The sequence below is a fragment of the Streptomyces sp. CNP082 genome, assembly GCF_059570535.1.
On sequence record NZ_JCANSZ010000010.1, the window covers coordinates 144405 to 159209 of the forward strand.

3 protein-coding genes are annotated in these 14805 nt (G+C 73.1%); all 3 read right to left on the reverse strand.

The window, feature by feature from the left end; genetic code table 11:
• Window positions 1-98: 98 nt before the first annotated feature.
• The 3 genes from B124_RS11945 to B124_RS11955 are packed head-to-tail and all read right to left on the reverse strand — an operon-like array spanning window position 99 to window position 14622.
• Entirely contained in the window at window positions 99-11669 is an 11571-nt protein-coding gene (locus B124_RS11945) for an amino acid adenylation domain-containing protein (RefSeq protein WP_496502730.1), read from the reverse strand.
• Window positions 11666-13258, reverse strand: a complete 1593-nt coding sequence (locus tag B124_RS11950) for a condensation domain-containing protein (protein ID WP_496502731.1) — start codon at window positions 13256-13258, stop codon at window positions 11666-11668. Before B124_RS11950 ends, B124_RS11945 begins: the two co-directional genes overlap by 4 nt.
• Window positions 13259-13269: 11 nt before the next feature.
• Window positions 13270-14622 (reverse strand): condensation domain-containing protein, encoded by a 1353-nt coding sequence (locus B124_RS11955; RefSeq protein WP_496502732.1) that lies wholly within the window; start codon window positions 14620-14622, stop codon window positions 13270-13272.
• Window positions 14623-14805 lie beyond the last annotated feature (183 nt).

A 14805-nucleotide genomic window follows, 5' to 3' on the forward strand; every position in this document is an offset into this window, starting at 1 on the left:
GCCCGCCAGGCCCGCATCGGCCGAAGGCGTGACGCCGCGGGGTGCATCCGGCATAGAGATGTCTTCCCTGCTCTCGTGTCGGTTTCGTCAGCGTGGGGTCACTGCGGGCCGGCTTCGGCCAGTACGGCGCGCAACCGGCCGGCCAGCGCGGTCACATGAGGGCTTTTCATCATCGAGAAGTGGTCGCCCGGTACCTCGTGGACGGTCAGGCCGGCCGCGGCCAGCTCCCGCCACCCCAGGTGGGCATCGGCGGCCGTGTCGCCGGGCCGGCCGGCCGCCCGGAGCAGCACCACAGGCGTGCGCAGCGGCGCGGGCCGATGGTGCCGCATGGCGTGGACGTGCGCCCGCGCCACCTCGCGTGTCCGGGCGTCGAGCAACAGCATCCGGTAGACCACGGGTGCATCCGGGTCCAGCAACTCGCGGGCGAGCGCCGGCGGGACGCCGGCCGCCCTGATCTCCTCCCCGGTGGGCTCCGGCTCGGCGAGGAGCCGCGGCACCGCCTGAAGGTGCGGTTCCCAGGCGTCGAGGAAGTCCGCCAGCCCCGCCATCTGACGGGCCATCCGGCGGGGTGCTCGGCTGTCGAGGAGGACGACCGGTCCCACCTCGCGGCCGTCCTCGGCGAGCAGCCTGGCCACCTCGGTCGCGACCACGCCGCCGAAGGACCAGCCGCCCAGCAGCAGCGGGCCGTCCGGCCGGACCGAGCCGATGTGCCGGGCGTAGTGGCGGGCGAGTTGCCGGACATCCCGGAAGGGTTCCTGCCCGCCGTCGAGCCCGGGGGCCCGCAGCGCGTGGAACGGCCGGTCGGTGCCGAGTTCGGCGGCGAGCGCACGCAGTCCGACGGCACTCCCTTCGACCGGGTGGACGCAGAAGAACGGAGGAGCGTCCCCGGCCGCCTGGAGCGTGACCACCGGACCGTGGGCCGCGCCGGCCGTGCTGTCCTCGCTCTGCAGCCAGCGGGCCAGAGCCGCGATCGTCGGATGCTCGAACAGGCCCCCCAGCGGCACCCGTCGGCCGAGTTGCTTCTCCAGGCGTGCCTGGACCCGTACGAGGAGCAGGGAGTTGCCGCCGATGTCGAAGAAGTCCTCGTCCCGGCCGATCCCTTCGCGGTCGAGCACCTCGCCCCAGACGGCGGCAGCCTCGGCCTCCAGGCCGGGAAGAGGCGGGGCGGTGGCGCCGGCCGGCTGCCCGGCGGCGGGCAGCAGCGAGCGGTCCAGCTTCCCCCGCGGTGTGAGGGGCAGCCGGTCCAGGACCGTCACCGGGGGCACGAGGGCGGCGGGTAGCAGGTCACGCAGGTGCGCGCGGACCTCCTCCACGGACACCTCCGGTCCCGTCACATAGCCGGCCAGCCGGTCCCGGTGCCAGACGGCCGCGGCCGAACGCACACCGGGGGCGCCCCGCAGGGCCGCCTCGATCTCACCGGGCTCCACCCGGTGGCCGTTCAGGTTGAGCTGGTCGTCCATCCGGCCGAGTACCAGGACCGTGCCGTCCGCGCGCCGTCGCCCGAGGTCGCCGGTGCGGTAGAGCCGCTCTCCGCCGTACTCGCCGAACCGCGCACCGGTGGCTGCGGGATCACCGTCATAGCCCTGAGACAGGTACGGCGTGCGGACGGCGATCTCACCGACCTCGTCGACCGCGGCCGGGAACCCGCCGCGCGTCAGCACCAGGAGCTGCACGCCGTCGATACCCGTCCCGACCGGGACCGGGTCGAAGGCCGTGCGGGGGATCCGGTACGAGGACACCGCCTGCGGGGTCTCCGTCGTGCCGTAGAAGTTGACGAACTCGGCGTGCGGAGCCCGCAGGTCGTGCACGTGCCGGGCCGTCAGCCGCTCGCCGCCGAAGAAGACGTACCGCAGGTCCGGCAGTTCCTCCCCCGGCAGCGCGGCGATCTCGCCAAGACCGGGGGTGAGATGGGTGACGGTGACGTGCTGCCGGCGCAGCCAGTGCGCCAGCCTCTCCGGCGACCGGGCCTCGGCCTCGGCCGGCACGCACACCGTGCCGCCGAGGGTCAGCGGACCCAGCGTCTCCCGCAGGAACGGGTCGTGCCCCAGCCCGCCCAGCGCGCTCCACCGGTCCCCGGGACCGAGGCCGAACTCGGCCGCCTGCCAGTCGAAGAAGTGGGTCAGCGCGGCGTGGGATCCCCGTACGGCCTTCGGCGTGCCCGTGGTGCCGGAGGTGAAGGCCAGATATGCGGTGTCCCACGGTCCGGCGGACGGCCCGGGCCGCGGCGCCGTCGCGGTGAGGTCCGTGTGCAGCACCACCGGTGCCTCCAGCCCGGCCGGCGGGCCGTACACGACGAGGCCGCGTGCCGCCGACGCGGCCAGTTGGGTACGGCGCCTGGCCACCGGGTCGGCGGGATCGAGCAGCACGAACGACGCACCGGCCTTGAGTACGCCCACCATGAGACCTATCAGCCCGGCCGACCGCGGGCCGTGCAGCGCCACCCGGTCCCCCGGTCCGATTCCGGCCGCGTTCAGCTCGGCGGCGAGCCCGTTGGCGCGGTCGTCCAGCTCCCGATAGGTCCAGGAGCCGGCCGGGTCGACCAGGGCGACGGCCTCCGGGGTGCGGTCCGCCCGCGCCTCGATCAGGTGGTGCACGGCGTGTTCGGCCCGCCGGGGCAACGCCGGTACGGCGCTTTCCGCACCGGCCGGGGGCGCCTGGAGCCGGTACTCCTCGATGGGGAGCGCCGGTTCTGCGGCGATGTGCTCAAGCAGGGCCACGTACTGCCCGAGAAGGCGCTCCATGCGCTCCGGGAGGAACAGGCCGGAGTTGTAGACGAGGGTGAGCACCAGTTCGGCGCCGGGATCCTGCACGTACAGCGTGAGGTCCAGCTTCGACGGGGTGTCGTCGTAGAGGTCCGCCTGCACCGCGACGTCTCCGAGATCGGGCTCCGGAGCGGCGCCGCCGAGCATGTTCAGCATGACCTGGAAGAGAGGCTGCCGGGCGAGGTCCCGCTCCGGGGCCACGGCCTCGACGATCTGCTCGAAGGGCACGTCCTGCCCGTCGAAGGCGTCCAGTACGTGATCACGGACCTGGTCCAGCAGATCGGTGAACCGGGGATTCCCGGAGAGGTCGGTGCGCAGGGGCAGCATGTTCAGGAAGCAGCCGACCAGGTGCTCCACCTCGGCGTGCTGCCGCCCGGAGACGGGCGACCCGACGACGATGTCGCGCTGCCCGGAGATCCGGGCGAGCAGGAGCTGGAAACCGGCGAGCAGCGTCATGAACAGTGTCGCGCCCCCCGGCCTGCCGACCGCCCGCAGCCGGTCCGCCAGTTCGGCACTCACCTCCGCACGCACCCGGCCACCGGTGAACGTCTGCACGCGCGGCCGGGGCCGGTCGGTCGGAAGGCCGAGGAGGGGCGCGTCCGTCAGATGGCCGCGCCAGCGTGCCAGGTGCCGGTCGGGGGAGAGGCGGCGTTGCCACGAGGCGTAGTCGGCGTACTGCACCGGGAGCGGGGCGAGGTCCGCATCCGAGCCGCCCGCGCGGTACATCTCCGACAGCTCGCGCATCAGCACCCGCAGCGACAGGCCGTCCCCGGCGATGTGGTGCAGGGTCATGGCCAGCACGTGCTCCTCCGGCCGGATGCGCAGCAGCAGCCACCGCACCGGCACATCCCGCCGCAGGTCGAACGGGGCCGAGTGCGCGCGGTGGATCCGCGCGGCGACCTCGTCCTCCGCGACATCGGCCACCGGCAGCACGTTCTCGGGTACGTCGACGACGCGCACCCACGGCACCCCGTCCCGCTCCGCGCACACGCTGCGCAGCACCTCGTGACGGCGCATCAGATTCCGCAGGGACCGGCGCAGCGCCCCGACGTCCAGCTCTCCGGTGAGCCGCAGCGTGCCGGGCATGTGGAACGCGTCGCCCGCCGACCCCAGCCGCTCCACGAACCAGATCCGCTGCTGCGCGTAGGACAGGGGTCCCCGCTCTCCGGCCGGCCGCGGCGCAAGCGGAATCGCCTGCGTCTCCCCGGCTCCCGCCCGGGCGGCGTCTTCCACCAGCCGGGCGAGCCCCGCCGCGGTCGGTGCGTCGAACACGGCACGGACGGGGAGATCGGCACCCAGGGTCGTCCGGATGCGGCCGACGAGCTTCGCCACGAGCAGGGAGTGGCCGCCCAACTGGAAGAAGTCGTCGTGCGGTCCGACCGAGGCGATGCCGAGCACCTCGGCGACGAGCCCGCACAGGATCTCCTCCCGCGGGGTCCGCGCCCGCTCCCCGCGCGGCGCCGGGTCGGGTGCGGGCAGCGCGCGCACGTCGACCTTCCCGTTGCGGTTCAGCGGCAGAGCGGCCAGCGGCACGTAGACCGCGGGTACGAGATGTCTGGGCAGGATCGCCGCCACGTGATCGCGCAGGGTGTCGAGGTCGACGTCACCGTTCTCGGCGACGACATAGGCGACCAGCCGCTCGTCGTGGACCTGGACGTTCGCCTGCCGGACACCGGGGTACCGGGTGAGCGCGGCCTCGATCTCGCCCGGTTCGATCCGGAACCCGCGCAGCGAGATCTGCCGGTCCGCCCGGCCCAGGTACTCCAGCGTGCCGGATCGCGTCCAGCGGGCGAGGTCGCCCGTACGGTACATCCGCTCCCCGGAACCGGTGAACGGATCGGGGACGAACGACGCGGCGGTCCACCCCGGCCGCCTCAGGTAGCCCCGCGCCAACTGCGCACCCGCCACGTAGAGTTCGCCGGTCACCCCGGCCGGAACCGGCTCCATCCGCGCGTCCAGCACGTAGCAGCGGACGTTCCACATGGGACGGCCGATCGGCGGAAGCAGGGGGACCGGCTCGTCCGCGGGGGGCAGCACCCAGGAAGTGACGACGTGGGTCTCGGTCGGCCCGTAGTGGTTGTGGATACGGCTGTGCCCGCGCAGGCGCTCCATCGACTCGCTCATCACCAGCGCCTCACCGCCCTGGACGACGTCCGCCAGTTCGCCGGGCTCCTCGCCTGCCGCCTCGGCCACCGCCTCGATCACGGCGTTGGGCGCGAAGTAGCGGTTGACCCGCTGCTCCCGCAGCCAGGCGCCCATCGCCTCGGGTTCCAGCCGCAGATCCCGGTCGGGAATCACCAGGCACTGGCCGGTGGTCAGCACCGACAGGATCTCCTGGGCGAAGACGTCGAAGCCGCTCGCGGCGATCTGCCCGGTCCGCGTCCCGGGTCCGCCGGGCAGCCGCGACGCCTGCCAGGCCAGCAGGTTCACCAGCGAACTGCCCGGCATCACCACGCCTTTGGGCGTGCCCGTGGAGCCCGACGTGTGGACGACGAAGGCCGGGTGGGCGGGGAGCAGGGGAGTGGTGCGCTCCCGGTCGGTGAGGTTCCGGCCGGAGTACGCCGCGAGGTCCTGCGGCACCCCGGTGAGGACCAGGTCCGCCTGGGCACTGAGCAGCGCGATGCGCTCCGGCGGGTGTTCCTGGTCGATGGGCAGGTAGGCGGCGCCCGCCTTGAGTACGGCGACCATCGCCACCACCAGCTCCGGGGAGCGCCCCAGGCTGAGACCCACGGCCGCCTCCGGCCCGACTCCCCGCTCGGCCAGCCACCGTGCCCACCGGTTCGCCATGGTGTTCAGCTCGGCGTAGGTGAGGGCGCCGTGCACCGCCTCGGCGTCGGGGGTGCGGTCCACCTGCGCCTCGATGAGTTCGGGCAGGGTCCGCCGCGGCACCGGGTGCCCGGTGTCGTTCCACACTCGCAGCACCTGGTCGCGTTCGTGCGCGTCCAGGACCGGCAGGTCTCCGAGACGTATCCCGGGGTCGGCCGCGACCGCCGACAGGATCGCGAGGTACCGGGCACCGATCCGCTCGACGGTGTCGGCGTCATACAGGTCGGTGCTGTACTGCAGACCCAGATCCAGTCCGGCGGCCTCGCCGTCTTCCGTGCGGGGCCGCACGTTGAACAGCAGGTCGAACTTCGACGCCCGGACCTCGGCGTGCTCCCAGCGGAAGGCCAGGCCCTCGACGTCGAGCGCGCCGTCGGAGAACTGGTCGAAGGCGAGCATGGTCTGCACGACCGGATGGCGGGACGCGGCACGTACCGGGTTGAGCTCGTCGACGACGAGGTCGAACGGCACGTCGGCGTTGGCGTAGGCGTCGAGACTGACCGAGCGCACCCGTTCCAGGAGGTCGGTGAACCCGGGGTCTCCGCTGGTGTCGGTGCGCAGCACGAGGGTGTTGACGAAGAAGCCGATCAGACCGTCCAGTTGCGGGTCGTCCCGCCCCGCGGTGGGCACGGCGACGGGGATGTCCTCCCCCGCGCCGAGCCGCGTGTACAGCGCGGTGAGTGCGGCGTGCAGCACCATGAAGAGCGTGGCCCGGTTCCCCCTGGCAAGCCGCAGCAGCGCCCGGTGCAGGGCGGGGTCCACGGTGAGGCCGACAGTACCGCCTTGGCCGGTGGGGTCGACGGGACGCGGGCGGTCGGCCGGCAGGGCGAGTTCCTCGGCGAGGCCGGAGAGCCTTTCCCGCCAGTGGTCGAGTTGCCGGGAGAGCCGGCTCGCGGGGTCGTCCTCGTCGCCGAGCAGCGCCCGCTGCCAGAGGGTGTAGTCGGCGTACTGCAGAGCCAGCGGCTGCCAGCTCGGGGCGGCACCCGCCCTGCGTGCGGCGTAGGCGTCCGCCGTGTCGCGGACCAGGGTGGCCATGGAGGCGCCGTCACAGGCGATGTGGTGGATGACCAGGAGGAGGACGTGCTCCTCGGCACCCAGGGAGAAGAGATGTGCGCGGAAGGGAAGGTCGGTCCGCAGGCCGAAGGGGACCGCGGCTGCTTCGGCGAGCCGCCGGGTCAGCTCCGCCTCCGGCACGCTCTCGCAGGACAGCACCGGTGTCTCGTCGAGAATCTGCTGGCAGGGCTCCCCGGAGGCCACGGGGAAGACGGTGCGCAGACTCTCGTGCCGACTCGCCACGTCGCCGAGCGCCGCACGCACCGCCGCCACGTCGAGCACGCCGGACAGCCGCACGGCGATCGGCATGTTGTACGCCGGGCTGTCCGGCTGCATCTCGGCCAGGAACCACAGCCGGCGCTGCGCGTGCGACAGCGGCAGCTTCCCGGGCCGGGGCCCGGCGGGCACGGCGGGTCTGGCCTCGGCGTGCACGTCGGCGAGGCGGGCGCTCAGTTCGGCGACGGTCGGCGACTCGAACAGCACCGGCAGCGGCAGCTCCACGTTCAGCGCCTTGCGCACCCTGCTGACCAGTCGGGTCGCCAGCATGGAGTGTCCGCCGAGCTCGAAGAAGCCGTCGTCGATGCCGACCTCGTCCACTTCCAGCACATCGGCGAAGAGAGCGCAGAGGTATTCCTCCCGCGGGTTGCGCGGCGCCCTGGAGTTCTGCCGGGACCCGAGGTCCGGCAGGCGGGCGCGGTCCAGCTTGCCGTTCGCGGTCCGGGGCAGCGCGGGCAGGACGACGACCCCCGCTGGGACGGCGTGTGCGGGCAGCCTCGCCGCGGCGTGCCGGCGCACGTCCGCCGCATCCGCCACCCGGCCCGGCCCGGACACCACGTAGCCGCCCAGCCGGCCGTCGGCGGTGAGGTGCGCCGCCGCCTGGGCGACGTCAGGGTGGCCGCCCAGGACGGCGGCCACATCGCCCAGCTCAACGCGGAAGCCGCTGACCTTCACCTGCTCGTCGGCGCGCCCGAGGAACTCGACGACGCCGTCGCTCCGGCGGCGCCCGAGGTCGCCCGTGCGGTACATCCGTGCGCCGGGCCCGCCGTAGGGATCCGGAAGGAAGCGGGCGGCGGTGAGGCCCGGGCGGGCGTGGTAGCCGCGGGCCAGGCAGGTCCCGGCCGCGTACAGTTCGCCGCTCTCGCCGTTCTCGACCTGGTTCAGCTCCCCGTCGAGGATGCGCAGCACGGCCCCGTCCACCGGAGCGCCGATCGCCGGGGTCTCGCTGGTGTGCAGGCCGCAGACGAGCATGTCGATCGTGCATTCGGTCGGTCCGTACAGATTGAACGCCGTGACACCGGTCTGCTCCCGCAGCCGCCGCCACAGCGGCTCGGGGACCTCCTCGCCACCGAGCAGGACGACGCCCGGCCGGTGCCGCCCGGTGCTGAGCAGCCCGGAGTTCACGAGGTGACCGCAGTAGGTCGGGGTGATGTCCACGACGTCGATCCGGCGGGTTTCGACCGTGGCGAGGAACGCGTCGGCGTCCTTGACGACGTCGTCCTCGACGAGCAGCAGGTGGTGCCCGGCGAGCATCCACAGCAGACCGCACCAGGAGGCGTCGAAGCCCAGCGGCGCGGAGAGCGCGACCCGCAGCGGCCGGCCGGCCGCTGCGGGTTCGAAGATCGTCCGCTGGTGGGAGTGGAACAGTGTGAGCACGCTGCGGTGCTCGACCGCCACGCCGTTGGGCTGCCCGGTGGTGCCGGACGTGTAGAGGATGTAGGCCCGGCGTTCCGGCTCGACCGGCAGACCGAGGTCGGAGAGGTCCTCGCCGTCGACGCTGATGTCCTCCAGGACCAGCCGGGGCACTCCTTCGGCGGCGGCGGCCTCGGCCGCCGCCGCGGCGCCGCGCCCGCACACCAGGAGGCGGGGGGCGGCGTCCTTCAGGAGCAGGGCACACCGGTGGGCCGGAGCGTCCTGGGAGATCGGCAGGTACGTCGCCCCGGCCTTGAGCACGGCCAGCAGGACGGCGAGCGTCTGCGGCGTCTTGTCCGCGGCCACGGCGACGACGTCCTCGGCACCGACCCGGTGGCGGCGCAGCGTCCGGGCCACCCCGTTGGCGCGTGCGTTCAGCTCGGCGAAGGTCCAGGCGTCCGTGCCGCCGGTGACAGCCGTCGCTTCCGGTGTGCGGGCGGCCTGCTGTTCGAACAGCTCGCCCAGGGACCGCGCCCGCTCCCGGGCGAGCCGGCCGCGGTCCACCTTTCCCCCGACGGTGACGGGCATCGCCGGCACTTCGACGACCCGGGCCGGGATCATCACCGGGGGCAACCGGTCCCGCAGGAACGACCGGACCTCGGCGGCCGTCGGCGCCCCGTCCGCGCCGGGAACCACGTGGGCCACCAGGTTCCGGTCGCCGTCCTTGCCGTCGGTCACCGAGACCGCGACCTGGTCGATGTCCGGGTGCTCCCCGAGCACGGCCTCGACCTCGGCCGGCTCGACCCGGTGTCCGCGGATCTTGACCTGCCGGTCGGTGCGGCCGAGGATCTCCAGGTGCCCGTCGCGGCGCCGGGCCAGGTCGCCGGTCCGGTACATGCGCGTACCGGGAGGTCCGAACGGATCGGGCACGAACCGCTCCGCGGTCAGTCCGGGCCGGCCGAGGTAGCCGCGCGCCAGCCCGGCACCGGCGATGTGGAGTTCCCCGGCGGCGCCGTCGGGGACCGGATCACCTTCGTCGTCCAGGAGGTGGACCCGGTAGCCGGCCCGCGCCCCGCCGATGGACGGCAGCCCGTCCCGGTCCGCGCCGTCCAGGGGACCGCAGGTGGCTTCGACGGTGGTCTCGGCCGGGCCGTAACCGTTCTGGATCACACGGCCTTCGGCACGCCACCGGCGGACCAGGTCCTTGCCCGGCGTCTCCCCGCCGATCGTCAGCTTCCGCAGGTCGGGCAGGTCGTAGCCGTCCAGGAGGGAGAGCGTCGCCGGAGTGGACAGGAACACGCTGACCCGTTCCCGGCGCATCAGGCCGGCCAGCGCCCGGGGGTCCATCAGGACCGTCCTGGGCGCGGTGACGAGGCAGCCGCCGCCGGCCAGCGTCGCGAACATCTCGTAGATGCTGACGTCGAAGGCGGGGCTGGTGAACTGCACGACCCGGTCGCGGTGGTCCGGGGCGAACCGGCGGGGGATCCCCCGGACGAAGTTGACCGCCGCCGCATGCTCGATCAGCACACCCTTGGGTTCTCCGGTGGAGCCCGACGTGAAGATGATGTAAGCGAGATGCCCGGGGCGCGCGGCACAAGGCGGTGCGGTGACCGGCCCGCCGTGCCCGCGCGGTTCGATGACGGTGACGGCGGACGGCAGTTCCCCGCCCCGGGACGACGGCGTGACGGCCAGGCGGCATCCGGCCTGCCGGATGACCTCTGCCCACCGGGCCTGCGGGTGGAGCGGATCGAGAGGCAGGTAGGCGGCTCCGGACTTCATCACGGCGAGAGCGGCGACGGTCAGTTCGGGGCCGGGGTCGAGCAGGACGGCGACCGGCACGTCCGGCCCGGCGCCGGCCTCCTGCAGGACGCGGGCCAGCCGGTTGGCCTCGGCGTCGAGTTCGCCGTAGCTCAGCGTCCCGTCAGCGGTGAGCAGCGCGGGCGCGGCCGGTCGCGCGGCGGCCTGGTCCTCGAAGAGCCGGTGCAGCAGTGCGGTGCCCCGTCCCGCGCCGATCCGGGTCTGGAGGGACGTGGTCATCGCCGTGAGCGCGTCCACGTAGTCCGCGCAGAGCCGCTCGATGCGCTCGGGCTCGAACAGGTCGGTGGAGTACTCCAGCCAGAGCCGTACGCCTTCGCCGATGACCTCGGTGACCTCCACGGTGAGGTCGAACTGGGAGGTACGCCGCGGCAGCCTGAAGGCGCTGATGTCCACGTCCCCGACGCGGGCCGACTCGGCCAGGGCGTGATGCATGGTGAAGCACACGTCGAACAGCGGGTTGCGGCCCGGCTCCCGGGTGATGCCCAGGTCCTTGACGAGATGGTGGAAGGGCACGTCCTGGTGGAGGTGGGCGCCGACGACGGTTTCGTGCGTGCGGCGCAGCAGTTCGCCGAAGGCCGGGTTGCCCTCCGCGGAGACGCGCAGCACCAGCGTGTTGGCGAAATAGCCGATCAGCCGCTCGGTATCGCGCCGGGTGCGTCCGGAGAACACCGACCCCACGCACAGGTCGCTCTGCCCGGTGTGGTCGGCGAGCACCGCGTAGAAGGCGGTCAGGTACACACTGAGCGGGGACACCCGGCTGCTCTTCGCCAGCGCGGCCAGTTCGTCGGAGAGCCGCGCGGGGAGAGTGAGCGAGTGCGCCGCTCCGGCGCCGCTGGGCCGCGTCGGGCGGGGGCGATCCGCCGGGAGCACGGGCGCCGTCGCACCTGTCAGCCGCTCGCGCCAGTAGCCGAGCTGCTTCGCGAGCAGCTCCCGGGCTGTGGAGCCCCGCTGCCAGGCCGCAAAGTCCCCGTATTGTACGGGAAGTTCGCGAAGCGCGGGTTCGCTGCCGGCGGTTGCGGCCGCGTAACCCGCGACCAGTTCCTCGGTGAGCGTCGCGAGTGAAGCCCCGTCGAAGGCGATGTGGTGGATGACGAGGACGAGGACGTGGTCCTCGGGGGCGGCCCGGACCAGTGTCGCGCGCAGCACCGGACCGTGCTCCAGGTCGAAGGGCTCGCCGCCCAGCCCGGCGACCAGTTCGGTGAGGCCGTCCTCGTCCCGGCCGGTGGCGTCCACGACGGAGAGGTCCGGCCCGCCGGGCGGGTGCACGATCAGACGGGGAGTCCCGTCCTCCTCCCCGTAGCTGGTGCGCAGGATCTCGTGCCGCTCGACGACGGTGCGCAGGGCCCGGTGCAGGGCCGCCACGTCGAGTGGGCCGCGCAGCCGCACCGGAACGGTGGCGTTGTACTCCGGCCGGGCCGGATCCCACCGGTGGAGGAACCACTGCTGCTCCTGGTTGAACGACAGCGCCAGTCCCGTGCGGTCACCGACCGGCTCGATGCCGTTCCCCGGCGGCGCCGCCGTGCCGGGTGCACTTCGCAGCGCCTTCCGGGCCTCCGCGAGCGTAGGGGGGCGCCGGGTGGTCATCGGTCCCCGGCTTCCGGTGCGCCCTGCTGACCGGAGTGGCTGGCGAGGTCCCTGATCGTGTGGGCGCCGAGGAAGGTCTCGACGGGCACCTCGACACCGTGCTCACGTGCCCGGGTCATCACCCGGATCGCGCGCAGCGAATTGCCGCCGAGCGCGTAGAAGTCGTCGTCGACGGAGACGTCGTCGACCTCCAGGACGTCGATCCAGATCCGGGTCAGCAGATGTTCCAGGGCACCGTCCGGTTGCGCCGTGCGGACCGCGGCGGAGTCCGGCTCGGTGACGGGGTCGTCCTGCCGTACCAGGAAGGGCAGATCGGCCAGCCTCGTCTCGGTGGGCGCCCGCAGGATCGCCTCGAACGTCCGTGCCACCTCCGCCACGGTCGGCGTCGCGAACGCGTCAGCCGCGCAGGCCAGCCGTCCGGTCAGCGCACCACCGTCGTCCCGTAGCTCAAGCAGGACGTCGAACGGGGACCGTTCGTCCCCTGCCACGACGACCGGATCGACCTTCCGGCCGAAGAGCGGCGGCAGGCTCACGGCGTCCTGGAGTACGACCCAGGCGCGGGCCAGCGGCAGCCTGCCGCTGTGCCGCTGCGGCCGGACCTCGTCCACGAGCCTTTCGAACGGCACCGACGCGTGGGCGAACGCCTCCAGGCACCGCTCACGGGTGCGGCGCAGTATCCCGGCCAGCGACGGATCTCCGTCCAGATCGATACGGACGGGCACGGTGTTGACGAAGAACCCGACGAGTCCCTGGAGTTCCGGCTCCTCCCTGCCCGAGACCGGCAGGGCGATCACCACCGAGGACTGGCCGCTCCAGCGCCCGAGGAGGGCCGCGTATCCGGCTACGGCGATCATGAACGGCGTCGCGCCCCCGGCGGCGTGCCGCAACCCCTCGACGACTTCCGCGGGGACGGCCACCTCTGCGGAGCCCACCGCATAGGTCGGCCGCGCCGGCCGGGCGTGGTCCTGGGGCAGCACCAGCTCCGGGGCCCCGGCCAGCCGCTCGCGCCAGTGGGCGAGCTGGGTGTCGAGCGCACCGGACTCCAGCACCTTGCGTTGCCAGGACGCGAAGTCCCCGTACTGAACGGGCAGTTCGGGAAGCTGCGGCTCCCTGCCCGCCGCTCCCGCGGCGTACAGCTCGCTCAGTTCGGCCAGCAGGACGTCCCGGGACCGGCCGTCGCTGATGATGTGGTGCATGACGACGAACAGGATCTGCTCCCCCGTACCGGGACAGAGCAGGTGACAGCGGAAGAGCGGGCCTTCCGCCAGGTCGAAGGACTCGGCCGCGAGTTCCCGCAGGGTCTCGTCGAGGTCGCCGGCCGGCTCGAGAACCGGCACCTCCACCTCGGCCGACGGCCGCACCACCTGAACGACCTCGCCCCCGGACAGGGCGAACACGGTACGCAGGACCTCGTGACGCTCGACGATCAGACGCAGGCAGGAGCGCAGCAGACCGGTGTCGAGCTCACCCCGGAAGCGAAGGCCGCCCGCCACGTTGTACATCGGCTGGCCGAGGTCCGACTGCTCGTGGAGCCACAGCCGCTCCTGAGCGAAGGAGGCGGGCAACGTGAAGGGTTCGCGTTCAGACATGGATGAAGTCCTCACGGTCGTCCGGCTTCTTCAGCCGTGCGGCAGATGTCCGTCAGTAGTCGGTCGATGGTGGTCGCGTCGAAGATCTCGGTGGCGTAGTTCGCACGGAACTCCCAGCCCCGGGCCCCGAGGTCGGCCGCGTCGATGAAGCAGTCGAACTTCGCCCGGGCGGACGGCAGCGGGTAGAGGCTCAGTTCGAGACCGCCGAGCTGCGGCAGCCTGCGCTCGGCGGTGAACTGCACGATGTGCCGGATGAGCGGGACCTGCCCGGCCGCACCGCGCGCCCGCCGCTGCGTCCTCACCACGTGGTCGAACGGCACGTCGCCGTTCTCCTGCGCTTCGATGACGACGTCCCGTACCTGCCGGAGCACCCGGCTGAACGAAGGTGCGCCGGACACGTTTATCCGGAGCGGGACCATGTTGACGAAACAGCCCGCCATGTCGGCGAGTTCGGGGCGGTTCCTTCCGTTCAGCGGCATGCCGATCACGAGGTCGGACTGTCCCGACCAGCGGCCGAGCGCACCTGCGTGCAGAGCAGCGGCCACCATGAAGGGCGTGGCCCGGTGGTGCGCCATGCGCGCCGTCAGCCCCGCCACCGCATCCGGGCCGATCCGGCGGGACGCCCAGGCGCCGGCGAAGGAGGGCCGTGCCGGTCGAGGGCGGTCCGCAGGAGCCGAGCCGGTGGGCGCGCCGCGAAGCCGCTCCCGCCAGTAGGCACGCTGGCCGTCGAAGGCGCCCGCCTCCACCCGCGCGTTGTGCCAGCCCGCATAGTCGGCGTACTGCAGGGGCGGTTCGGGCAGCGGACCGTCCTGCCGGTACGCGGCGACCAGATCGCGCAGCAGGATCTCCATCGCGGTGCCGTCCACCACCATGTGGTGGGCCGTGACGACGAGCAGGTGGTCACGCGGAGCAGAGCGCAGCAGCGCGCCCCGCAGGACGGAGCCTTCCATGGCGTTCAGAGGGCCGGCGGCGGCTTCCTCCGCGGCTCTGCGGAGCCCGGTTTCGCCGCCGTCGACGTCCGCGACGACGAGCTTCGGCACCTCGTCCGACGGCAGGCCCACCAGCCGTCCCCTGCTGTCGGGCCGGAACGCCGACCGCAGCACCTCGTGCCTGCCGACGGCGGCCCCGAAGGCACGGGCGAGAGCGTCGGCGTCGAGCGGCCCGCGGAGCCGGAGTCCGGCGGTGACGTGGTACAGCCCGCTGCCGGACGAGAGCTGGTCGAGAAGCCAGAGCCGCTGCTGGGCGAAGGAAAGCGGCAGGGGGGCGTCCCGGGGAAGACGCCGGATTCCGTGGCCGAGGCCCGGGCCGTGGGCCTGCCGCAGCAGCGCACGACGCCCTCCGGCAAGCCACTCGCTCCCGCTCATATCGCCCCCTTTGCAGGTGGGTCGGGCTCCCCGGCCGACGTCACGTCGATCGTCCGCTCCCCGGGACCTGCGGGCTATCGGGGTTATCCCCGACTCCGCACGCCCAGGTCCCAGCGGCTACGGTCTGATCCGGTGCCGGGGGCCGAGAGGACGCCGACGTACGCATCCATGACCCGAGGTGCC